This is a genomic window from Streptomyces sp. NPDC048521, from assembly GCF_043199855.1.
GTDB lineage: Bacteria > Actinomycetota > Actinomycetes > Streptomycetales > Streptomycetaceae > Streptomyces.
Map to the genome: position 1 here is coordinate 252,890 of NZ_JBICWR010000013.1, position 22,710 is coordinate 275,599.

Consider the following 22,710-nt stretch of genomic DNA (forward strand, 5'->3'; position numbering starts at 1 on the left):
CACCCCGCACGAGGAGCCATGCCGGAATCCCGCACCGCCACCGCCCGCCCGGTCATCGCCATCGCCGGGCTCGGCATCGAGTCGTCCACTTTCTCCCCGGCCCGCACCGAGGCGCCCGCCTTCCACCCCTCGCGGGGCGCCGACGTGCTCGACCGTTACCCCTTCCTCGCCCCCGGCGAGGAACTGCGCGAGGCCGCCCACTGGCACGGCGCACTGGTGGGCAAGTCGCTGCCCGGCGGCATGGTCACCGCCGCAGCCTGGTCCGCACTCACCGACGAACTCGTCGACCGCCTCGCCGCACTGCCCCGGCTCGACGGTCTCTGGTACGACATCCACGGCGCGATGACCGTGGAGGGCGTCGAGGACGCCGAGGCTGTCCTGCTGGAACGCATCCGTGCCACCGTCGGTCCCGACGTGCTCGTCTCCACCTCCATGGACCTGCACGGCAACGTCTCCCGCGAACTCGCCCACCGCAGCGACCTCATCACCTGTTACCGGATGGCCCCGCACGAGGACCACATGCAGACCAAGGAACGCGCCGCCCGCAACCTGGTCGACCTGCTCGCCTCCGGCGCCCCCCGCCCGGTGAAGGCATGGGTGCCGGTCCCGGTGCTGCTGGCCGGAGAGCAGACCTCCACCCGCATCGAGCCCGCCAAGAGCGTGTACGCGGCAGTTGACGAGGTGGAGGCCATGGACGGGGTGACCGACGCGGCGATATGGGTCGGCTACGCCTGGGCCGACGAACCCCGCAACCGCGCGGCCGTCGTCGTCACCGGCCCCGACCGGGACGCCGCGTCGGCCGGCGCCGAACGCCTCGCCCGCGGTTTCTGGCAGGCCCGTCACGACTTCGGTTTCGTCGCTCCGACCGGTGCCTTCGACGACCTCCTCGATGAGGCCCTGCGCTCGCGGCACCGGCCGTACTTCATCAGCGACACCGGCGACAACCCCACCGCGGGCGGCGCCGGCGACGTCACCTGGGGCCTGACCCGGCTGCTGGAGCGCCCGGAGTTCCAGGCGGACGACGGCCCGACCGTCCTGTACGCCTCCGTGCCAGGCCCCGCCGCCGTCGACATCGCGGTCGCCGCCGGCGTGGGCGCCACCGTCACCGTCACCGCCGGAGCCGAGGTGGACGACCGGCACGCCGGCCCGGTCACCCTCACCGGTGTGGTGCACGCGATCCGGCACGGCGACCGCGACGCCGAGACCGAGGTCGTGATCCGCCTCGGCAGCGTGTACGCCATCCTCACCCGGCTGCGCAAGCCCTACCACCATGAACACGACTTCACCGACCTGGACCTCGACCCCCGCTCCGCCGACATCGTCATCGTGAAGATCGGCTACCTGGAGCCGGATCTGTTCGACATGGCCGCAGCGTGGAAGATGGCCCTGACGCCGGGCGGTGTCGACCAGGACCTCGTTCGACTCGGCCACCACCGCATCCGCCGCCCCATGTTCCCCTTCGACCGCGACATGCCCGACCCGGATTTGACGGCTCGGATCATCCCGGCCTCCGACCAGCCGCTCACCGGGGACGACGAGTGACCGGCCGCAGCGCCCCCGCCCCTCACCAAGACGGGCCCGGCGTGCCGTTCGGCACCCCGGGCGGCCCCGGTGCGCAGTCGGCCGCCCTCGAGATCGCCGTCACCTCTCCGACCGGTGCCCGTGTTGCCCGCGACCACGGTGCGGACCGGGTCGAACTGTGCACCGGACTCGAACTTGGCGGCCTGACCCCGTCGGCGGCCTCGGTAGTGGCGGTCGCGGCCGTCGGGTTGCCGGTGCACGCCCTGGTGCGGTGCCGTCCCGGTGACTTCGTGTACGACGCCGAGGAGATCGCGCTGATGGTCGCCGAGGTGCGCTCCGTCATCGCGTCCGGAGCCTCCGGCGTGGTCGTCGGCGCGCTGACCCCGGACGGCTCCCTGGACATCGGCACCGTCGCCCGCCTTTCCGAAGCCGCCCATGACGCCGCACGCGGCGAAGGGCGCTCCCTGGACGTCACCCTGCACCGCGCGATCGACCAGTGCGCCGACCCGGCCGCCGCTGCGGCACTGCTCCCCGCGCTCGGGATCACCAGGGTTCTCACCTCCGGTGGCGCGGCCACCGCGGCCGCCGGGCTGACCACCCTTGCAGCGATGATTGCTGCCGCACCTGGTGTGCAGGTCATGGCAGGCGGCGGCGTGCGCACCGCCGATATCCCCGCCCTCGTGGCCACAGGGGTCGCCGCGGTGCACCTCTCCGCGAAGACCCGGGCCGAACCCCGGCGCGGCGGTGCGTGGGTACCTCTCGGAGCCTCGGCAGCCTCCGCCCTGGAGGACACCCACTTCGTCACCGATCCGCAGGTGGTGGCCGAGGCCCGGCGGGCGCTGGACACGAGGTCGCGCGACTGTTCGGGCTGACAGTTCGCACCGCTTTGGCCGTCACTCCGTCGCTGTACGTCGCCCGAGTGGCGGCCGCCGTGCCCGCCCCGCAGAGACGCCCGAACACCGTCGGCCGGGGCCCGGCGTAGCAGCCGGCTTGAACCTGCGACGGGGGACTGTCAAACAAGTGGTGTAACTGGGGTGGTTGTCGAGGCTACTGACGAACCGCCGACAGGCGGCCGTCGAAGGTAATGTCGAAGGCGTTCAGGGCGGTCTTCCAACGCATGGTCCAGCGAGCCTGGCCCTTGCCTGTGGGATCGAGGGACATGATCGCCATGTAGACGCACTTCAGGGCGGACTGCTCGTTGGGGAAGTGTCCACGGGCCTTGACCGCCCGGCGGATGCGGGCATTCACCGACTCGATCGCGTTCGTCGTGCAGACAATGCGGCGGATCTCGGTGTCGAACCGCAGGAACGGTGTGAACTCTTCCCGCGGCATACCGGAAGGAGCTCCGCAGCAGATGCACCACGCAGGTCTGCACGATGGTGCGGGGCCAGACAGTTTCCACCGCCTCGGGCAGGCCCTTGAGCCCGTCGCAGACCAGCATGAGGACGTCGTTCACACCGCGGTTCTTGATCTCGGTGAGGATGTGCAGCCAGTGCTTGGCGCCCTCACCGCCGTCGCCGGCCCACAGCCCCAGGATCTCCCGCCGGCCCTCGGCGGTGACGGCCAGGGCGACATAGATGGGCCGGTTGGCCACCGCGCCGTCACGGATCTTCACGTGGATGGCGATGAAGACGACCGGATAGACGGCATCGAGGGGGCTGCTCTGCCATTCGGCCATGCCCTTGAGAACCTTGTCGGTGATGGTGGAGATGGTCTGGCGGGAGACCTCGGCGCCATAAACCTCAGCCAGGTGGGCCTGCACCTCGCCGGTGGTCAGGCCCTTCGCAGCCAGCGAGATGACCATCTCGTCGACGCCGGGCAGGCGCTTCTGCCGCTTCTTGACGATCTTCGGTTCGAAGGAGCCGTCGCGGTCGCGGGGCACGCTACTGACTTCGGCTCGTCGGGGTGAATCTTTGCGAAGCCCCTGATGGGTTTGGGTGGGCGGCTGTATCCGTGTGGTGTGAGATATGCGGATGGGGGCGGGCTGACTCCTGCGGGACGTCGGCGCCGGGAGTCGGTGCGGATACAGGCGGCCGAGTGGTTCGAGCAGGAGATCAAGCCGCCGGAGGTCGCACGGCGGCTGCGGGTGAGCGTGAAGTCGGCTTACCAATGGCATCAGTTGTGGCGGGACGGTGGTCGTGAGGCTCTGGCTTCCCGCGGCCCGAGCGGATCCCGTTGCCGGCTGTCCCCGCGCTGTCTGGAGAAACTGGCCGTGTACCTCGATGAGGGCCCGGCCGCCCACGGCTGGGTGGAGGACCAGGCGTGGACCGCGTCGAGGGTGGCCACGCTGATCGGCAGGAAGTTCCACGTCTCCTACAGCGTCTCCGGAGCCACGAGGCTGATGCACCGGCTCGGCTTCAGCCCGCAGGTGCCCGCACGGCGGGTCGCCGAGCGCGACGAGCAGGCCGTGACCGCGTGGAAGGAGGCGACCTGGGCGGAGGTAAAGAGCCCGGGCGGCCTGCGGGGGCTACATCTGCTTCGAGGACGAAGCGGGGTTCACTAGCCAGGTGTCCCTTGGTGACACCACGCCGCAGCCGCCGACCGGCACGGCTACGGGCACAGCCGGAACAGCCAAGACCAGGGCATCGGCCACCGGCGCCCAGGCAACCGGCTCGCCGGCGACCAGCGCGCGGAAGTCCGCCGCGCGGAAGCCGGGAAGAAGCACCGGCGCCGGGGTCGTGATCGGCGTCCTGGACACCGGGATCTGGCCGGAAAGCCCGTCGTTCGCCAAGCGGATGCCGACGGCCCCGGCGGGCTGGCACGGCACCTGCCAGACCGGCTACACCTTCGCTGCCCAGCACTGCAACGGCAAGATCGTCGGCGCCCGGTACTTCGCCGACACGCTCCTCGCGGCGTCGGGCGACACGCTGCCCGAGGGTGAGGTGCTCTCCGCCCGGGACATGGTCGGGCACGGTACGCACACGGCGTCCACCGCGGCCGGCCTGCCCATCGACAACGTCACCATCTCGGGGCGGAACTTCGGTTCGATCTCCGGTGTGGCCCCGGACGCGCGGATCGCCGTCTACAAGGTCCTCTGGGGCGGCTCGGGATACGACGCCGACATCATCGCGGGCATCGACGCGGCGGTCGCCGACGGCGTACAGGTGCTCAACCACTCGATCGGGACCCAGTTGGGGGGACAGCGAGCCCAACACCCCGATCGGCAAGGCCTTCCTCAACGCCACGGTGGGAGGAGTCCTCGTCACGGCCGCGGCCGGCAACAGCGGCTTCAGCGGCGCGGTCAGCAACACCCAGCCGTGGGTCACCACAGTCGGCGCGGCGGTGACCCACGTGAACGAGGGAACCGTCCGGCTCGGCGACGGCACCTCGATCACCGGGGCCTCGCTGGACGTGCTCCCCGGTGGCCGGTGCCTGCCGCTGGTCTTCGGCGAGCAGGCCGGCACAGTGGAGGAGGGGTCGGCGTACTGCGAGCCCGGCAGTCTGGACCCGGCGAAGGTGAAGGGCAAGGTGGTCGCCTGCGCCCTGGACAGCCCCTACGGCGCGGTGGAGGAGCTGAAAGCCAAGGGTGCGGCGGCAATGGTCCTCTTCGACCCCCAGGGCAACTTCCGGGTCAACAGCATCTACGACTTCCCGGTGCTCTGTCTGAACACCAGGGACCAGGCCGGCAAGATCTTCAACTACCTGATGAGGCACCCGGCCGACGGCACCGCACAGCTCACCTCGAACAGTCACGGCTCCGGTGCCCCAGGTGCGCCGACCATCGCGGACTACTCTGCGACAGGGCCGGACAAGACGCACCCCGGGCTCATGAAGCCCGACCTGGTCGCCCCGGCAGCGACATCACACTCGGCGAGGCCCGCATCACGCCCGCCTCAGCTGCGGTGGATCGCGGTGCGCCCGCTACTGGATCACCAACGTGGTCGACCACGGACGCTGGAGCGAGACGCGGGCCCGCATGGCCCTGCAGGCCCGTCACCGGGCGGAAGTGGACGACTTCCGCGGCTCGTTCGGCGTCGCCGACTTCGAGGGGCGGTCGTTCTTATGCTGGCAGCACCAGGTGCCGGGTGCCTCCGTCCCGCGTGCCGATGGTCAGCCTCCGCATGTCGGCGGTGGCGCCGCCGTGCAGCGCCTCGGCTCCGACGATCCGCTCGCCGGCCTCCAGGTGCCGGCTCACCCAGGCCAGTGTCAACGGTCGGACAATCACGTCAAGGTGATGGTCGAGGGACCGGTGCCATCCCTCGTCGCGTGATGCTCAGGCTGGCACTCTTCCAGGTGACTGACGTACAGATCGGCTGACGGCCGGTCGGTCGCGGCGGTACACCGGGTGGCACGAGAGACCATCACGTCGATCCGGAGGTCCACGTGCACTTTCAGCGATCCGCTTTACGGCGAACCATCGCCGCATTGGCCATCGCGTCAGGGCTGGCGCTGCTGGCACCCGCGCCTGCCACAGCCGTCCCGCACCCGCCGAAGCCGCAGCCGCCGAAGCCGCGCCAGCAGGTCTTCGCCTACGTCACCAGTAACGACGGCCACGTGTACCCGATCGACACGAGGACCAACATCGTCGTGGGGATCGGTGCCACTGAAGTCGGCGGTGGCCCCGACCAGGTGGCGGTTACCCCTGACGGCGCCAGTCTCTACGTGACCAACGCCTTCAAGTACGTGTCGGCGGTCAACATCGCCAAGAAGAGCGTCAAGGACATCCCCTACGACAAGGACGAACTCTCTCCCGACATCCTCTACGGAGAAGCGATCGCCCCCGATGGCAAGCACGCCTACGTGGCCGTCCAGAATCCCTTCCACGGGGACAAGGTGTCGGTGATCGACACCACCACCAACCAGGCCTCCGCCACCATCAACGTCAGCAGGCCCGATCAAGTGGTGATCAATCCCAGCGGCAATCGTCTCTACGTGTCCGACAAGGGCGGCCTGTCCGTGATCGACACCACCACCAACCAGGTCATCGACACCATCCGCCTCAACGAACCGGCCAAGGGCATGGCGATCACCCCCAACGGCAAGCGCCTCTTCGTGACCGGGGACAGCGGCGCCGTCTCGGTGGTCAACCTCGCGAAGCGGAAGATCGTCCACACCATCCCTGATGCCGGCACGGGCGGGCTGGCGATCAGCCCCAATGGCCGCCGGGCTTACGTGGTCGGCGTCGACACCAAGGTCAGGCAGGGCAAGGTGTCCGTGATCAACCTGAACACCGACACGGTCACCAAGACCGTCCCCATCGGCGACATCCCGCCGAGCACCGGGTCAGGCAGGTACTTCCGCCCCGCGGAGGTGGCCCTCACGCCCGATGGAAAGAGCGCCTATGTGGTCGGCTCCTACGGCCACGGGACACCCCAGGGGACGGTTTTCGCAATCAACACCGCGACCGACGCGGTGACCCCCATCACCGTCGGCGCCGGCGACACCATGGGGGTAGCCGTCGGCCAGCTGTGACGGCGACACGAGCGCTCCGGCAGATCCAGGCGGCACACGCTTCCTGCCGACGAAGTTCGAACATGAACGCCTCGCCTCCAACGGCGTCCACTGCCGCGGGGCGGTGCGGACGCGCGGTACCGCAGAGCGGGGGCGGACCGGCATCCGCACCCCCGGCCGGCGCCGTGCCATCACCGGTGTGTAGGCGAGGGCCCCGGGTTACGGCCGCGGTGGGGATCCTGGAGTCATCCCGGAGCCCGACCACCCGGACACCACTGCCAGCCCTTGTGCTCCCATACCGGCGGGGGGGAAGTTGTCGTCTCTCGGCCCCAGGACGGCGTGCTGGTGCCACCAGTGGTCGGCGTCGCGGAGGTCGCCGCGGCGTGTGTGGAACAGGGACAGGCCGTAGGCGGCGGTGGCGTTGCCGGCGCCTGCGGCGAACTGCCACCACCACAGGGCTCCATCGGGCAGTCGGCGGCGGCCTCCGGCGGACCGAAGGTGGCGGGAGTCCGCTGTGGCGAGTGCGCCGGAGTGGGTAGAGGCAACGGCGGTCGAGTCGGACCGGGAACTTTCCCTCGGCCGGCTGCGGGGCGGGCTCCTCCGCGTATGGCCTGGAGTTCACAGCCGGTCGGTACTGATGGGCAGGCCCAGCAGGTGGCGGCCCGTGGTCTCGAAGGTGTCTGCGTTCACCTGGATGTGGGCGGTCACGGTGTGGGCGTCGCGGAACCTGCGCTGCAGCGGCGAGTCCTCGTAGATCGCCGTGCCGCCGCCGAGGCCGTACATCGCCGCCGTCACCTCCGCGGCGGTGCCGGCCGCGTGGCTGGCGGCGAGCCGCAGGGCCACCCGCAGGTCGGTGGAGACCGGCTCGGGTCGCCGGGCCGCTTCCCACGCCTCGGCCACCGAATGGAAGTACAGCAGGCGGGCGGCCCGCAGCGCGGCCTCGGCCTTGGCCACCGCGGTCTGTGTGGAACCCCGTTCGGCGAGCGTCTTACGCGAACCGGACGGGCGGCGGACGGCGGCCAGGGCCACGAGGTCGTCGATGGCTCCCCGGGCGTTGCCGAGGGCGGCCGCGGCGACCGACAGGGCGAAGAAGCCGAAGAGGGGGAAGCGGTGGAGCGCGGCGACGTCGGCGGGCGGCCCGTCGATCACCGAGCCCATGCGGTGGTCGGGTACGAACACGTCGGCAGCCACGACGTCGTGGCTGCCGGTGCCGCGCAGGCCGCTGGTGTGCCAGGTGTCCAGGATCTTCAGCTCCTGGGTGGGCATGGCCACCACGCGCAGGACGGGGGCCGATCCGTCCGGTGTGCCCGGGTCGGCGAGGACACAGCCGGCCATCAGCCAGTCGGCGTGGGACACTCCGCTGCAAAAGGCCCAGCGACCGGAGACCCGCACACCGCCGTCCACCAGGTGTGCCGACGCGGTGGGTGCCCACACGCCCGCGGCCACCGAGCGTGGATCGCCGAAGACCTCGGCGGCGCCTTCGGCGGGTAGGTAGGCGCTGAGCAGGCTGGTGGTGGCCGAGATGGCGGTGCACCACCCCGCTGAGGCGTCGGCCCGCGCGATCGTCTCCACGGCGCCGAGTACCTGGTCCGGCGGCAGCTCGGGCCCGCCGAGGGACGCCGGCACCCCGGCCCGCATCAGCCCGCTGTCGACCAGCGCGGCGACGAGTTCTTCCGGGAGCGACCGGTGTTGCTCGGTGGTGGGAGCGAGGGAGCCGGCGAGGTCCGCGCAGCGCCGTACGGCAGAGTCAAGTAACTGTTGCATCGTCAAGCTCCTCGTAATTAGGTGTCTCGTAAACACGTGTCACGTCTTCGGGTAACTTATCCGGGTGCCGGACGTCCCTCGGGGCGTCGGCCTGCCGTTCTGCGTCACGAAGGGCCAGGTGTTCCTCGCCACCGATCAGCAGCTTGAAACACGCACCCAGCCCGGGTCCGGCGCCTCGGCCGGCCGCGGGGGCTCGTCCTCGGGCACGGATCGGTGAGCCTGCACAGTTCGACTCCCTGTCGATCGGGGCGGACTGGCCCGGATGGCTGTCCTGTCGGTCCCCACGTGAGGTGTACGGTCCGCGGGCCCCGGATGGTTCGCTCTCGGTCCGCGATGCCGGCCCACTCCCAGTCAGGTATGCCGCATTGCGCTTGAACCGGGAGGTTCGCCGTCCCGATCTCTGGCCGGTAGCGGCAATGAAGACACGGGGCCACACACCGGCCTCCCGCGGAGCTACGCTCGGAGCGAGAGAGTCCGGGCATCCGCCATGGCCGCGACCAGCGCGTCCGTTGCGCGGTGTCCCGTCCCGCCACCGCCGGGCAGCGGGCCGAGGACTCGGCACCGCCGGGAACCCGCGGCACCGGTCGTCGCAGAGCTGCCCGGCCTCGCCGTCGGCAGCACCACACAGCCGGTCCGCGGCAGCGGTGCCCTTGTTGGCGGGCACGCAGAGGCGAACGGCGCCGCACTCGGCGGGACGACTGAAGTCGCGGCATCACCGGCCGTCGCCGGGACCGCGAAGGCGCAGACGTTGCTTGCTCGTCGGCGGCCCGGTCTCAACCGATCGACTGACCGGACCCCCGCTGCAGTTCGTCCTTTCAGCTGATCAACCGGGTGGCGTCCGCCGAGATCATTGGGGCATGCCCGGCCCTGGCCGGCCCGAGGACCGGCCAGGGCGACCCCGCCTCCGCGCTCACGGCAGGCCGACGACCCACCTGCTGCGCAACGCACCCGCCGCGCCCCTTCCGCATCCTTCCGGAGGCTTCGGTCACGGGAGCGGAGCGGGCGAACAGAACGAGGCGAACGCCCTTTCTCCCCAGGCGCAAGCGACAGACGACGAAAGGACAGCACCTTCATCGCCATGATCATCACTGGGAAGCTGACCCGCACGCTGCTGGCCCTCACCTCAGCCCTGTCCGTCGCGTCCGGCGCGCCCGCCGCAGCGGCAGGCCCGCATCATGCGGCGGCCGCCGCTGCCTCCACGGAACACTCATCGCTGTCCTGGAAACCATGCCGCACCCTCATCCATGAATGGGATCCCGAAGACGGACGTACCGAGTGCGCCACCGTCACGGTCCCGCTGGACTACGCCCAGCCCCAGGGCCGGAAGATCCACCTCATGGTCAGCCGGATCAAGGCCACCTCCCCGAAGAAGCGGCGTGGAGTCCTCGTGATCAATCCCGGCGGACCGGGAAACCCCGGACTGGACATGCCGGCGATCCTGGGCGAGACCTCCGTTGCCGGAATCGGCGTCGACCACGACCTCATCGGGTTCGATCCGCGCGGAGTCGGGTTCAGCGAAGGCAAGGTGTGCGATCCGAGTGCGCAGGACGGTCCGGACCCCGACCCGAAGGCGACTCCCGCGGAACAGTTCCGCCAGGGCTATCAGAAGACCGCCAGATACAACGCGCGATGCGTCGGGTACGACCCCGCGTTCATCACCGGCCTGTCGACCAACGTGGTGGCCATGGATCTCGACCGTATCCGGACAGCCCTCGGCGAGAAGAAGATCAGCTTCTACGGCATCTCGTGGGGCACCGCCCTCGGTGCGGTCTACCGCAGCCGCTACGACGGCCACGTCGACCGCATGCTGCTGGACTCCGTCATGCCCCCCGTCTTCAGCATGAAGGCCATGAACGATGGCCCCGTCCTTGCCGCTGAGGCCAACTTCTCGCGCTTCGCCCGATGGATCGCTGCGCGAGACAGCCGGTTCCACGTGGGCAGGACCCCGAAAGCCGTGACGGACAACGTGGTGAAGCTGGCGCGGCAACTGGACGAGCACCCGCCAACCGTCCACCTGCCCGATGGCCGCACCGTGGCATACGACGGCGGACGGCTGCGGATGATCATGACCTACCAGCGCGGACGCCGGCCGGCCATGGCGGCGAGCATCGCGGCACTGCGGGACGGTGGAACCCCACCGCTGTCGGGTGAAGAAGGCGACGCACAAGGCGTCAGGAACAGCGCCGGCCTGCATGATTCCCCCACCGGCGGGTTGCTGATGCAGATCTCCGTGCTGTGCAACGACCAGGGGCCGGACCCCGACGAGCGGACCATGTGGCAGCAGGCGCAGCGAAACCTCAAGTCCTCACCCCTGTTCAGCTGGATGGCCGGCTACGAGCACTGGTGCGCAGGCTGGCCACTGGCCGCCCAGCCATGGCACCTGAAGCGGGGCGCCAGCGCGCTGCAACTGGTCGGGCACCTGGGGCCGCTGTTGAAGCCGTCGGCACTGCTGTGGCCGCCGACATGGACGCCCCGTACGCCCGCGCCGCCGCGAAGGTCGAGCGGATCGGCGGTATGCCTTTCACCAGAGGAATGAGGGCCTGGCTGTCGTGCAGGTTCGCCGGTCCGGGACGCCCCCGGCGTGGTCGAGGAGTCCGGGCTGACCCGCATCATCCTGCCGCAGGTGCCGTTCACCCAGGCCCACGGCGGCCTAGAGAGGCCGAACGCCCTGCAGGACTCGGTGATCGGGCAACTCGCCGCCGAGGTGGGGGAGAAGGGGCCCGGCATCCTGGTGGTCACCGACGCCACCGGCGGCGGAAAGAGTGTCACCGCGCTGGAGGCAGCACGGATCTTCAACGCCTGCGGGGACACGGCCGGCATCCTGTGGCTGCTGCCGACCATGGCCACCACCGATGCCGCCTACGACATGCTCGAGGCCTACGTCGCGGCTCACCATCCCGAGCATGCCCCGGTCTCCCTGGTCCACAGCCACAGCTACGACAACACCGCCTACACCGACCACCGCCTGGCCGCCCACGAACCCTCCACCAGCGACGCCTACTGGCCCGACAGGGACGACGGCGACGATGACGGCGAGAGACCGGTCGCGGGGGAGCGGCCGGAGGAACGCGTGACGGTGCCCGACGGCTGGTTGCGCGGCTGGGACAGGGCTCTGCTGGCCCAGTTCACCGTCGCCACCCACGACCAGGCCCTCATGGCCGTCCTGCCGGTCCGCTTCAACGCGCTGCGCATGCTGGCCCTGTGCGGGCGGACCGTCATCGTCGACGAAGTCCACGCCCTGCCTCCGTTCATGCGGCAGGCACTGTCCCGGCTGCTGCACTGGATGGGCGCCATGGCCTGCCCCGTGGTGCTGCTGTCCGCGACCCTGCCCGGCCACATCAGCGAACAACTCGTCCGCAGCTATCTCGACGGCGCCGGCCACGCGCACCCCGCAACCGCCCACCTCGACTGCCGTCCCTCCTACCCGGGCTGGCTCTACGCCGCCGCCTCGGACGCCTCACTCACCCGCATCGACCCGGCCGCGGCCGAAGCCCACGCCGACCGCCACCGCCGCCGCGCCGACCTCCGTCTCCACCCGGTGCGCCACCCCTCCTGCGCCGACCCCGAAGACACACCCGCCCGGGAGAGCCGCCTGGAGCGGATCACTCAGGAGATCGCCCGCGTCGCCCGCTCGGGCGGCTGCGCGGCGGTGTACTGCGCCACCATGACCGACGCCCAGACCACCTACACGCATCTGCGTACCGCCCTCGACTGGCCGGACGGCGGCCCTGACGGCCAGCTGCTCCTGCTGCACGCCCGCCTTCCCGGCCACCAACGCGAGGCTCTCACCCGCACCGCCGATCTCGGGAAGGCGGGGGCGGTCGGGGGCGGCCGCCGCCGAGTCGTGTGGACCCGTGGTCGCCGGGTGACCTTCGGGATCATCGGGTTCGGGTCCCTTCTGATCGCCCTGACCGGCTTCGTCGGCTCCTACACGGCCGTACCTCGCCGGGTGGCGGTGCAGGGCACTCATCGGGCGGCCTCCGTCTGCTTCGGCGTCGCCGAGGCGAGTTCGGTCTGGCAGGTGGCGCGGCCGAATGTGCCGTAGGCGGAGGCGGTCTGGACGTGCTTGCCGCATACGGCGAGCGAGCAGCTGGCCTGACCGCCCTTCTCGCCGAGTGTGATGGGGACCAGCGGCGGCTTGCCGAGCGGCACGTGCACGGTCTTCTTCCACGGCAGGGTGACCGCACGGTCGACGACGGCGGGCCCGGCCTCGCTGCGGGCCTGGTAGGCGATGTCGGCGGTGCCCTTGCCGGTGACTTCGTACGTCACGGCGGCGGTCGGGACGCTGTGCTCGGCTGCCGGCTTACCCCCGCTGTCGAGCACGCCGTACAGGACGAGCCCGCCGCAGATGGCCAGCAGGGCAGTACCGATGAGGAGACCGGTGCGCTCGGGGCGAAGAGCGCGCGACCGGCCACCAGCCCCGGAATCCCCGCCGACTTGCCCGCTCTCGGCAGCGTCCGCTGGTCTTTCCCGCTCTTCGTCGCCCATGAACATTCCCTTTGAAATCGGCCGCTCAAACTTCGTATACGTGCGCCGGAATTTACGGATCCGGGCTCTTATACACGACGCCGAATGGGGTTCGCCAGCGTGTGGACAAACCGGGCGCCGTTTTTGGGTGTTGGGTGAATCTTTCGTGATATGCGAAGTTGCTTGACATGCCGTCAGCCAGATGGTTACAACCTCCGCCGCCGGTGCGTCTGGCCTGTCACGGATGGGGAGTTGGCCGGATGTTCCGGGTTGATGTTTATGACGTCAGACAACAAGAAAGGGTTGTGGTGAAACCCAGATTGGGCAGGCTTATCGCGTGCCTTGTGGTGTCCGCGGTGGTGACTACCGCGTTGCCGCAGGCCGCGTATGCGGCGTCTGATTCGGACGACGGTGGCGGAAAGGGGATTGTCGATACCGTCAAGGGCTGGTTCAGCGACGATGACGACGATCACCAGCTCGCTGCGCCGCCGTCCCACGACGAGCTGGACGTGGCCGACCGGCAGAAGCTGCCGAAGGGCAAGAAGGCGCCGAAGGCCCGGCGGGTCAGGGAGCTGAAGGGCCGGCGGACCTCGACGGCGCGGTTCTGGCAGCTGTCCGACGGCCGGGTGCAGGCGGAGCTGTCGGCGGTGCCGACGTCGTATCGCTCGGGCTCGGGCAAGAAGGCGGCCTGGAAGCCGATCGACACGGCCGTCCACCGGACGGACGCGAAGGGCTTCGAGTTCGCCAACACCACCAACGAGGGCCGCAGCTGGTTCGGCGGCGACGCAGGCCGGCTGGTGCGTTTCCAGGCACCGGACGGCCGTTCGGTCACCCTGGGCCTGGAGGGAGCGAGCCGGAAGCTGAAGCCCACGGTCAAGGGCTCGAAGGTCACCTACCAGGACGCCGTGAACGGCGCCGATCTGGAGTACGGCGTCGGACCTGGCCGGGTGAAGGAGAACATCACCCTCACCGAACCGCCCAGCGGCCCGGTGCGGTTCACGTTCACCCTGGACACCGACGGGCTGACGCCGAGGGCGCGCAAGGACGGCTCGGTCGCCTTGTACGGCGAGTTGCCGCACACGCCGGTGATGGTGATTCCGGCGCCGTTCATGACGGACGCCAGGAAGGCGGACAGGTCCGTCTTCGGCAGGACCTACAGCACGAAGGTCACGCAGAGGCTGGCCCGGGACGGCACGTCCTGGAAGCTGACGGTGACCCCGGACGCGAAGTGGCTGGCGTCCAAGGACCGCCAGTACCCGGTCGTGATCGACCCGACGATCACGATCGCGCCGTCGCCGACGGACTCGCAGGACACGATGGTCCTGTCGGACCAGGCGTCGACGAACTTCAACACCACGTGGAAGCTGGCGGCGGGCAAGACGGACACGGGTATCGCCCGTTCGCTGATCAAGTTCCCGCTGAGCGAGATCCCGTCGGGCACGAACATCGACTCGGCCCGGTTGGAGATGTACTTCGACCAGGCGCACACCACCAACGCCAACGATGTCACCATCGGCGCCTACCGGGCGACCGGATCGTGGACCGAGTCGACGGCGACCTGGTCCAACACCAGTTCTCTGGTCGGTGAGCTGTCCGGGACCAGCGTGCAGGTGGACGACGGGGATGCGGGGACGACGGCGGCGGTCGGCTCGTGGAAGCCGGGGTCGACGACCTACGGCATCGACGGCGACTATCTGTACAACAAGGACGCGGTCCTCGGGGACACGTACACCTGGCAGCCGAACCTGCCCGAGGCGGCCTCCTACCGGGTGGACGCGCACTATGTGCAGGCCTCCGACCGGTCCACGGCCGCCCCGTACACGGTGACCAGCAGTGATCCCACCGCGACGTACACGGTAAACCAGACGGCCGGTACGAACGGGGTGTGGGCCTCCCTCAACGGTGGCTCGCAGATCAACTTCGCCAAGGGAACGGCCGGCAAGGTCGTCCTGAAGGACACCAGCAGCACGACGGCGGTGATCGCGGACGCGGTGCGCTGGGTGAACCCGGCGTCGATCGTGAAGGACACCGGCGAGTACAACCAGTGGCACAGGTTCCCGGTCACCGACACCGTCCAGCAGTGGCTGAACGGATCCTCGGTCAACAACGGGTTCGTCCTCAAGGCGACGGACGAGTCGGCGACTGCCCCGACCGGCGGCCCGCGGTACGAGTCCGGTGACGGCGACTACGGCGGCGAGACGGCGACGATCCCGCGGCTCACGGTGACGTACGGCAAGGTCGGCACCACGCTGAACTCGCCCACCGTGGTCCACGGCACCGGTCCGGAGCTGTCGTGGAAGGCGTACTCGAACACGACCGGTGACTCGAACCTGGACATTGTCGAGTACCAGCTGCACCGCTCCACGCAGCAGTCGTTCACCCCGTCCGCGGCCACCCTGGTGGCGCCGATCGACAAGTCGGTGACGGCGTACACGGACACCACCGCGACCCCGACGCCGGATTCGTCGTCGGTGGAGATCGGCCGGTCGTACTACTACCAGCTCGCGGTGAAGACCAAGGACGGCCAGCTTCTCGGCTCTCCGACCCGGATTGTGGGTGTGCCCAAGGCGGGCCGCACCATGCAGCTGATCCAGGGCACCACCTCGGTCACGGACACCACCCTGTCCTCGGGGCAGCCGACCACGAACGAGGACACCATCGCCTCCTTCGGCGTGGGTCAGAAGTGGCTGGAGGTGGGCAACAACTCCACCACCTACGGCAAGGCCCGCGCGGCGATGAAGTTCGCCACGAGCGCCATCCCGACCACGGCCACGGTGCTGGAGTCCCGGCTGTTCCTGTGGGGCGCGGAGACCACCACCGACACAGACGGCGCGATCTACGAACTCCACGGCCTGACCAAGGACTTCGACGAAACCCAGGCCACCTGGAACAGCGCCGCGACCGGCACGGCATGGACCACCGCGGGCGGCGACTACTCGGCGACCGTCTCCGACACCGTCGCGCAGGTCTCCGAGGTGGGCCGCCACTGGTGGGACGCCACCTCACTGACCCAGGGCTGGATCAAGACCCCGACCTCCAACCACGGCGCCCTGATCAAGCTGAAGGACGAGACCTCCACCGGCCCTCAGGAACGCACCCTGTTCCTCGCCTCGGAGGCCGCCGACCCCCAGCTCGGCCCGCTGCTGCGCGTGATCTACGTCGACTCCACCACGGACGACACCTACTACGCGCCGACCACACCGGCCCGCATGACGCCGAACTCGACGTACACGGTGAACTTCACGGTCACCAACACCACGTCGAGCGCGTGGGCGTCCGGTGAGCGGGTCCTGTCATACACCTGGAAGCTCCCCGACGGCACGGACGTGACGACGGGCGGCAACCAGGCCTCGACGGCTATCCCGGCGCTCTCTCCGGGCCAGTCGGCGACGATTCAGGCCACGGTCAAGACGCCGATCAACTCGGACTCGGGCAGCAAGCGCACCCAGTACGTCCTCGGCTGGGACGTCAAGAAGGTCTCCGACGGCAGCTGGCTGTCCGCCGGTACCGGCGGCATCCCGGTCCTGAAGCAGAACGTGGCGGTGGAGGACCCCACCTCCAACGCGCTGGGACTGGAGAAGTTCTACTCCTACACGGGTAAGAACACGGGCGCCGGTTCGACGGTGATGAACAACCTCGCCTCCGGCAACAGCGTGTGGTCGTACAACGCGTTCACCAACCCGGGCCGTGGTCTGGCGACGTTCGCGCGGTTCGCGTACAACTCCCTCGACACCGACAACACGATGGGTGGCGCGGGCGCGGGTTGGTCGGCACAGGTGGGCGGGCCGATCCGGCTCGGCGCACAGCTGGACTTCCACCCCAACCCGGTTCAGAACGCCACCGAGATCCGCCTGCCCGACGGTGACGGCACCACGCACGTCTTCACCAAGCAGGCCGACGGCAGCTGGAAGGCCCCTGCGGGCGTCCACTACAAGGTCACGATGAAGGCGGGTCTGGACTGCAACCCGGACAAGGACCCGGTCCCGGACGCGTGGACGCTGCTGCGTCCGGACGGCACGCGGTTCTACTTCGGCTGCGACGGCTACCTGACGTCCGTTGTCGACAAGAACGGCAACACCCAGACCTACACCTACGAGCAGCACAAGACCCAGGGCAAGGCGGCGAAGTTCCTCGCCTACGTCACCGACCCGGCGGGCCGGCAGTCCCTGACGCTCGACTACTACAAGAAGGGTGACGCGTCCTACAGCTACATCGACACCACCGGCGCGAAGGTCACCGGCACCAACCTGACCGACCCGGACATCTACGACCACGTGAAGTCCATCACGGACATCTCCGGCCGCAAGATCTCCTTCTACTACACGGTGCAGGGCCTGCTGGGGCAGTTCACCGACGGCGACGGCTCCAGCCAGCCGAAGGACTTCAAGTTCACCTACGACGCCACCCAGGGCAACAAGAACGTCAAGCTGGTCAAGGCCACCGACCCGCGCGGTCATGCGACCCAGCTGGCGTACTACGCGCCCCAGACCGGCGACGATCCGAAGTACCACTGGTGGACGAAGACGATCACCGACCGCCTCGGCTACGACACGGGCTTCGCCTATGCGGCGGACACGGCGAACACCAAGTTCACCGACACGACGGTGACGGACGCCGAGACGCATGCCACGAAGTACGTCACGGACGACTTCGGGCGGGGTGTCCAGACCACCAACGCCAAGTCCCAGACCACGAAGATGAGCTGGGACGCGGACAACAACGTCACGTACCTGGAGGAGGACAACGGCGCCACGACCGCGTACTGCTACGACCAGAAGACGGGCTACCCGCTCTGGAAGCGCGACGCGGAGAACAACAAGGCGGGCGTGCCCGACCAGACGGCCACCTGCGTCACCGACTCCACCAAGTGGCCGGCGAACGCGGCGAAGTACGAGTACCAGACCCGCGCCGACGGCTTCTCGGCGGACCTGTTCCGCAAGACCTCCCCGGAGGGGCGCGCCTGGCAGTTCGGGTACGACAGCTTCGGTAACCTGAAGACCGTCACCGACCCCAAGGGCGTCGCGACCACTACGGTGCCGGACGACTACACCACGCAGTACGAGTACGACACCTACGGTGAACTGACCAAGGCGACCGACGCCAACGGCAACCCGACGACGTACAGCGGCTTCGGACCGACCGGTTACCCGGCGACGATCACCGACGCGAAGGCCAACGCGACGACGTTCGTGTACGACGTGCGGGGCCAGGTCACCCAGGTCACCGACGCCAACAACAAGGTGACCACGCAGACGTACGACGTCTATGGTCGTCCGCTGGTCGGCACCCAGCCCAAGGACCAGAACGCAGGTGTCGTGATCACGGCTCCCGCGCCGGTGTACGACGAGAACGACAACGTCACCAAGGCGACGGCGCCCAACGGCGCGGTCTCCACGGCGGTGTACGACAACGCGGACCAGGTCACGTCGGCCACCGCCCCGGCGAACAACAACACGGACCCGCGCACGTCGACCTACACCTACGACAAGGTCGGCAACCTGAAGACGACGACCGAGCCCAAGGGCACGGCGACGACGGCGGACACCACCGACTACGTCACGACGAACAACTACGACGAAATCTACCAGCTCACGTCCGTGGTCAACGCGAACAGTGACAAGGTCTCCTACGAGTACGACAACGTCGGCAACGTCACCAAGGTCATCGACCCGAAGAAGAACGCGACCACCGCCACGACCGACTACACCACCAAGACCGACTACGACCTGGACCACCGCGTCACGGTCGTCACGGACGCGGCCGGCAAGACCACGAAGAAGGGCTACGACAAGGACGGCCTGGTCACCTCGGCCACGGACGCCGAGAACAACACCACCACGATCACCTACGACGAGCGCGGCAAGCAGACCCAGGTCAAGGTCCCGCACGACGGCACAACGTCGATCACGTACCGCACGACGAAGTACGAGTACGACCAGGTCGGCAACACCACCAAGGTGCTCACGCCGCGGGCGACGGCGGCCGGCTCCACCGACGCCTTCACCGCCCGCACGTCGTACGACGAGCTGAACCGGCCGGTCAAGCAGTACCAGCCGTACGACCCGGCGGACCCCCGCTACAACGACCCGAACGTCTACACGGAGACGACGTACGACAAGGTCGGCCGGGTGGCGAAGACCTCGCTGCCACCCTCGGACGGCGAAACCGTCCGCAACGACACCACCTACGCCTATTTCGACAACGGCTGGGTGAAGTCGTCCACGGATGCGTGGGACATCACCGCGACCTACGACTACAACGAGGTGGGCCAGCAGACCAAGCGGACCCTGACCTCGGCGGGCGGCTCCTCGGACCGCACGATGTCCTGGTCGTTCTACCCCGACGGCTCGCTGAAGTCGCGGTCGGACGACGGCGTCCCGGTGGGCAAGTCGGTCGTCCTGGTCGACAACTCCGACACCCAGAACACAGCGAAGACCGGCACCTGGACGTCCGCAGACATCGCAGGACAGCAGGGCTACAACCACGCCACCCACGCGGCGGGTGCTGGCGCCGACGCCTATACGTGGACGCTCAATATCCCCAAGGACGGCACGTACACCGCGTATGTGAAGTTCCCAAAGGTGACGGGCGCCGCCACGGCAGCGAAGTACACCCTGACCCACGCCACTGGAACGGTCGACAAGACGATCGACCAGAACGCGACTGCGAACCAGGGCACCTGGGTCGCGCTGGGCTCGTACGCCTTCAAGCAGGGCAACGCGGCCAAGCTGCAGCTGTTCCAGAACAGCGGCGGCATGGTCGTCGCGGACGGCGTCAAGCTCGTCCGCGACACCAGCGGCGACCCTGCCGACACCGAGAAGAAGAACTTCGCCTACTCCTACGACCTCAACGGCAACCTGACCCAAATCGACGACACCTCGTCGACGGCCAAGATCGACGCGTACACGATCGCCTACACCGGCCTCAACCAGGTCCAGAAGGTGACCGAAGCGCTGTCCGGGCAGGAGAAGAAGTCCACGTCGTACACCTACGACGCGAACAGCCAGCCGGACACGATCACGCACCCAGACCAGTTCTCCAAGTACACCTACGACCTGCGTGAACTGGTGAAGACGGTCTCGGTCGGCAAGAGCGCCACCGATGTCTCACCCAAGGTCACGTCGTACACGTACACCGACCGCGGCCAGAAGCTCCAGGAGACCAAGGCCAACGGCAACACCGTTGACTACACGTACTACCTGGATGCGGCGGTCAAGTCGACGACGGAAAAGAAGGCCAACGGCACCCTCGTCTCCTCGCACACCTACGCCTACGACCCCAACGGGAACAAGGCGCAGGACGTGGCGAAGAAAATGAACGCCGACGACCACACGGCCTACCTGTCGTCCACCACGGAGTACACGTACGACCCGGCCGACCGCCTCTCCAAGGCCGTGAAGACGGGCACAGGCGCGGACACGGAGAGCTACGTCCACGACGACAACGCCAACGTCATCAGCCAGACGGTCGAGGGCACGACAACCACCTACAACTACGACCGCAACCGCCTGCTGACCGCCACCGCGGGCGGCACGACGGCGAACTACAACTACGACCCGTTCGGCCGCCAGGAATCGGTCACATCGGGCGGGCAGATCATCTCCCGGAGCGTGTACGACGGCTTCGACCACGTCATCGAGTCGCAGAAGATGGACGACACGGGCTCGATGAAGTCGACCACGTACACCTTCGACCCGCTGGACCGCACCGCGTCGAAGACGGCAGACGGCAAGACGACGGACTTCGAGTACCTGGGCCTGTCGAACGAGGTTCTGGACGAGAAGGTCGCCGGCACGCTGACCAAGTCCTATCAGTACAGCCCGTGGGGCGAGCGCCTGTCGCAGATCACGTACAACGGCGACGGCACGACCGAGGACGGCTACTACGGCTACAACAGCCACACCGACGTCGAGACCCTCACGGACGACAACGGCGACACGAAGGCGACGTACGGCTACACGGCCTACGGCTCCGACGACAAGTCCGAGTTCACGGGCATCGACAAGCCGAATGCGGCCGATCCCACCAAGGAGGCCTACAACCCGTACCGCTTCAACGCCAAGCGCTGGGACGCCAAGTCCGGCACCTACGACATGGGCTTCCGCGACTACGACCCCGGCCTGAACCGCTTCACCACCCGGGACATGTACAACGGCGCCCTCGCGGACATGGGCCTCGGTGTCGACCCGTACTCCGGTAACCGGTACGCGTTCGGCGGTGGCAACCCCACCAGCTTCGTCGAGATCGACGGACACACCAGCTGCGATGTCACGGGGATCTGCGGTGGCGTCTACCGCGAAACCCCGATGATCAAGCACGAGGAAGCGGAGGAAATCAACCTCTCGATCCAGTCGGAAGCCCCCACGTATCTGTCGGACAAGGGGCAGAAGGCGTGGAACGCAGCGCTCGACGAGGTGCGGTCGCACAGCAGGTTCTTCGCGAACGGCGCGGAAACGCCCGAGGGACTGGCCGCGATGAGCGAGCTGTTCTGGGACACGTACTGCGGAGAGGTGAAGAAGAGCGAATGTCCCGCGGCGCGGTTCAACGCGACATCGCTGCAGGACTTCGGCCTACGCCAGGTCGACACCGGAGTCGGTAATCGCCTCGAACCCATGGCCGCTGCCAGTTCGGTCGCCGGTCTGACGTCCGCCCAGGCGATGAAGAAGCTCATGGACCCCGAGCACCTTCGCGGTCAAAGCGAGGAGTACATTCTTGAGCTGGCGGAAAAGGCGGGGATGTTCACCGCGCCGATGAAGCCCACTTCTGCGACAGGCGGACGCGGCACGCGGATCTTCAAGCCCGGCGATTCCAACGTGATGCTGTTCATGGAGGCAGGCGATCCGGAGAGCACCAGCGCGGACAAGGTCCACCAGGGTCCGTACGTCAAGTACCAGATCTCCGGTGCTGGGAAAGACGGAGCCTTCCGGGTGCCGATCGCGGGTAACCCGAATCCCGAACTCGGCGGGAGCGTTCCCGACGCCTCCCGGAGGCGCATCATGCAGTTCCTCTTCGGGATGGAGGAGTGAGCGAAGCGGAGTAACAGCAACGAAATAGGGTTGTAAAGCCCCGCAGGTAGCCGGTCGGCCGGTCTTCGGACACTGCCCGACCGGCTACACTGCTGACATGCCTGATTTCTCTTCTTTTTCCGCCGACCAGTTCGCGGCTGCCCTTCGCCGCGGCACCGACGGGCTGTGGTCTCTTGACGCGGCTGTCTGGCTCCTGACGCGTCATAGTGTGTGGCTCGACAGCCCCGAGCTGCGGAATCTCGCGCAGGGGGGAGTCGATGAGAATGATGAAGTCTGGGCGGGATTCGATGTTCGCCGGATTAAAGAAGCGATCGACTCCGGGGAACTCGGAGAGTGGCGCGAGGATCTTGCGATCCTTTTGATGGCCATGAGTCTTTACGGGGATTTCCCGATTTCTCTCCGCTATACCTGTGAAAATCTCTCGGAGGAGAACCTCGCGTTGATCGGCGAGGCCCTTTTCAAGGCTTGCGGTTACGAGGTCGGGCTTGCCGTCACTGAGGGTCGCGACGATCTCGCACCGTAGCCTTACGAGGGGATGACC

General features: G+C 68.3%; 9 protein-coding genes and 4 pseudogenes. 9 read left to right on the forward strand and 4 right to left on the reverse strand.

The window, feature by feature from the left end; all coding sequences use genetic code 11:
• Positions 1 to 18: 18 nt before the first annotated feature.
• Positions 19 to 1,542, forward strand: coding sequence for a M81 family metallopeptidase (locus ACGFRF_RS28395; RefSeq protein ID WP_393744619.1), 1,524 nt, complete (start codon positions 19 to 21; stop codon positions 1,540 to 1,542).
• A 41-nt stretch (positions 1,543 to 1,583) separates the two neighbouring features.
• The gene (locus ACGFRF_RS28400; RefSeq protein ID WP_393744621.1) at positions 1,584 to 2,393 is read left to right on the forward strand and encodes a copper homeostasis protein CutC; all 810 of its coding nucleotides are present in this window, start codon (positions 1,584 to 1,586) and stop codon (positions 2,391 to 2,393) included.
• A gap of 175 nt (positions 2,394 to 2,568) precedes the next feature.
• Here ACGFRF_RS28400 and ACGFRF_RS28405 read toward each other — a convergent pair.
• Positions 2,569 to 3,403 (reverse strand): annotated as a pseudogene (locus ACGFRF_RS28405) (IS256 family transposase); the annotation flags it as partial.
• Between the two features lie 135 nt (positions 3,404 to 3,538).
• Here ACGFRF_RS28405 and ACGFRF_RS28410 point away from each other — a divergent pair.
• Both ACGFRF_RS28410 and ACGFRF_RS28415 read left to right on the forward strand, forming a co-directional pair.
• The gene (locus ACGFRF_RS28410) at positions 3,539 to 4,024 is read left to right on the forward strand and encodes a winged helix-turn-helix domain-containing protein (protein ID WP_393744623.1); all 486 of its coding nucleotides are present in this window, start codon (positions 3,539 to 3,541) and stop codon (positions 4,022 to 4,024) included.
• Positions 4,025 to 4,199: 175 nt separating this feature from the next.
• Positions 4,200 to 4,610, forward strand: a pseudogene (locus ACGFRF_RS28415) (S8 family serine peptidase); the annotation flags it as partial.
• 920 nt (positions 4,611 to 5,530) lie between these two features.
• Here ACGFRF_RS28415 and ACGFRF_RS28420 read toward each other — a convergent pair.
• Positions 5,531 to 5,671, reverse strand: a pseudogene (locus ACGFRF_RS28420) (aminoglycoside phosphotransferase family protein); the annotation flags it as partial.
• Between the two features lie 215 nt (positions 5,672 to 5,886).
• Between ACGFRF_RS28420 and ACGFRF_RS28425 the strand changes: the two are divergent.
• Positions 5,887 to 6,933: a YncE family protein gene (locus tag ACGFRF_RS28425; protein WP_393744625.1), complete on the forward strand. Its 1,047-nt coding sequence runs from the start codon at positions 5,887 to 5,889 to the stop codon at positions 6,931 to 6,933.
• Positions 6,934 to 7,530: 597 nt separating this feature from the next.
• Here ACGFRF_RS28425 and ACGFRF_RS28430 read toward each other — a convergent pair.
• Complete coding sequence (locus tag ACGFRF_RS28430; RefSeq protein WP_393744627.1) at positions 7,531 to 8,676, reverse strand: acyl-CoA dehydrogenase family protein; 1,146 nt, start codon at positions 8,674 to 8,676, stop codon at positions 7,531 to 7,533.
• A gap of 1,336 nt (positions 8,677 to 10,012) precedes the next feature.
• On the opposite strand from ACGFRF_RS28430, the pseudogene ACGFRF_RS28435 reads away from it, so the two are divergent.
• Positions 10,013 to 10,603, forward strand: a pseudogene (locus ACGFRF_RS28435) (alpha/beta fold hydrolase); the annotation flags it as partial.
• A gap of 654 nt (positions 10,604 to 11,257) precedes the next feature.
• Positions 11,258 to 12,721 carry a hypothetical protein gene (locus tag ACGFRF_RS28440; RefSeq protein ID WP_393744629.1) on the forward strand — a complete coding sequence of 488 codons (1,464 nt, stop codon included), beginning with the start codon at positions 11,258 to 11,260 and terminating at the stop codon, positions 12,719 to 12,721.
• Here the strand turns inward: ACGFRF_RS28440 and ACGFRF_RS28445 are convergent.
• On the reverse strand, positions 12,643 to 13,164 hold the full coding sequence (locus ACGFRF_RS28445) for a hypothetical protein (RefSeq protein ID WP_393744631.1): 522 nt from the start codon (positions 13,162 to 13,164) through the stop codon (positions 12,643 to 12,645). The genes ACGFRF_RS28440 and ACGFRF_RS28445 overlap by 79 nt on opposite strands.
• Positions 13,165 to 14,459: 1,295 nt before the next feature.
• Here ACGFRF_RS28445 and ACGFRF_RS28450 point away from each other — a divergent pair.
• On the forward strand, positions 14,460 to 22,169 hold the full coding sequence (locus ACGFRF_RS28450) for a DNRLRE domain-containing protein (protein WP_393744688.1): 7,710 nt from the start codon (positions 14,460 to 14,462) through the stop codon (positions 22,167 to 22,169).
• A gap of 97 nt (positions 22,170 to 22,266) precedes the next feature.
• Complete coding sequence (locus tag ACGFRF_RS28455) at positions 22,267 to 22,692, forward strand: hypothetical protein (RefSeq protein WP_393744633.1); 426 nt, start codon at positions 22,267 to 22,269, stop codon at positions 22,690 to 22,692.
• Positions 22,693 to 22,710 lie beyond the last annotated feature (18 nt).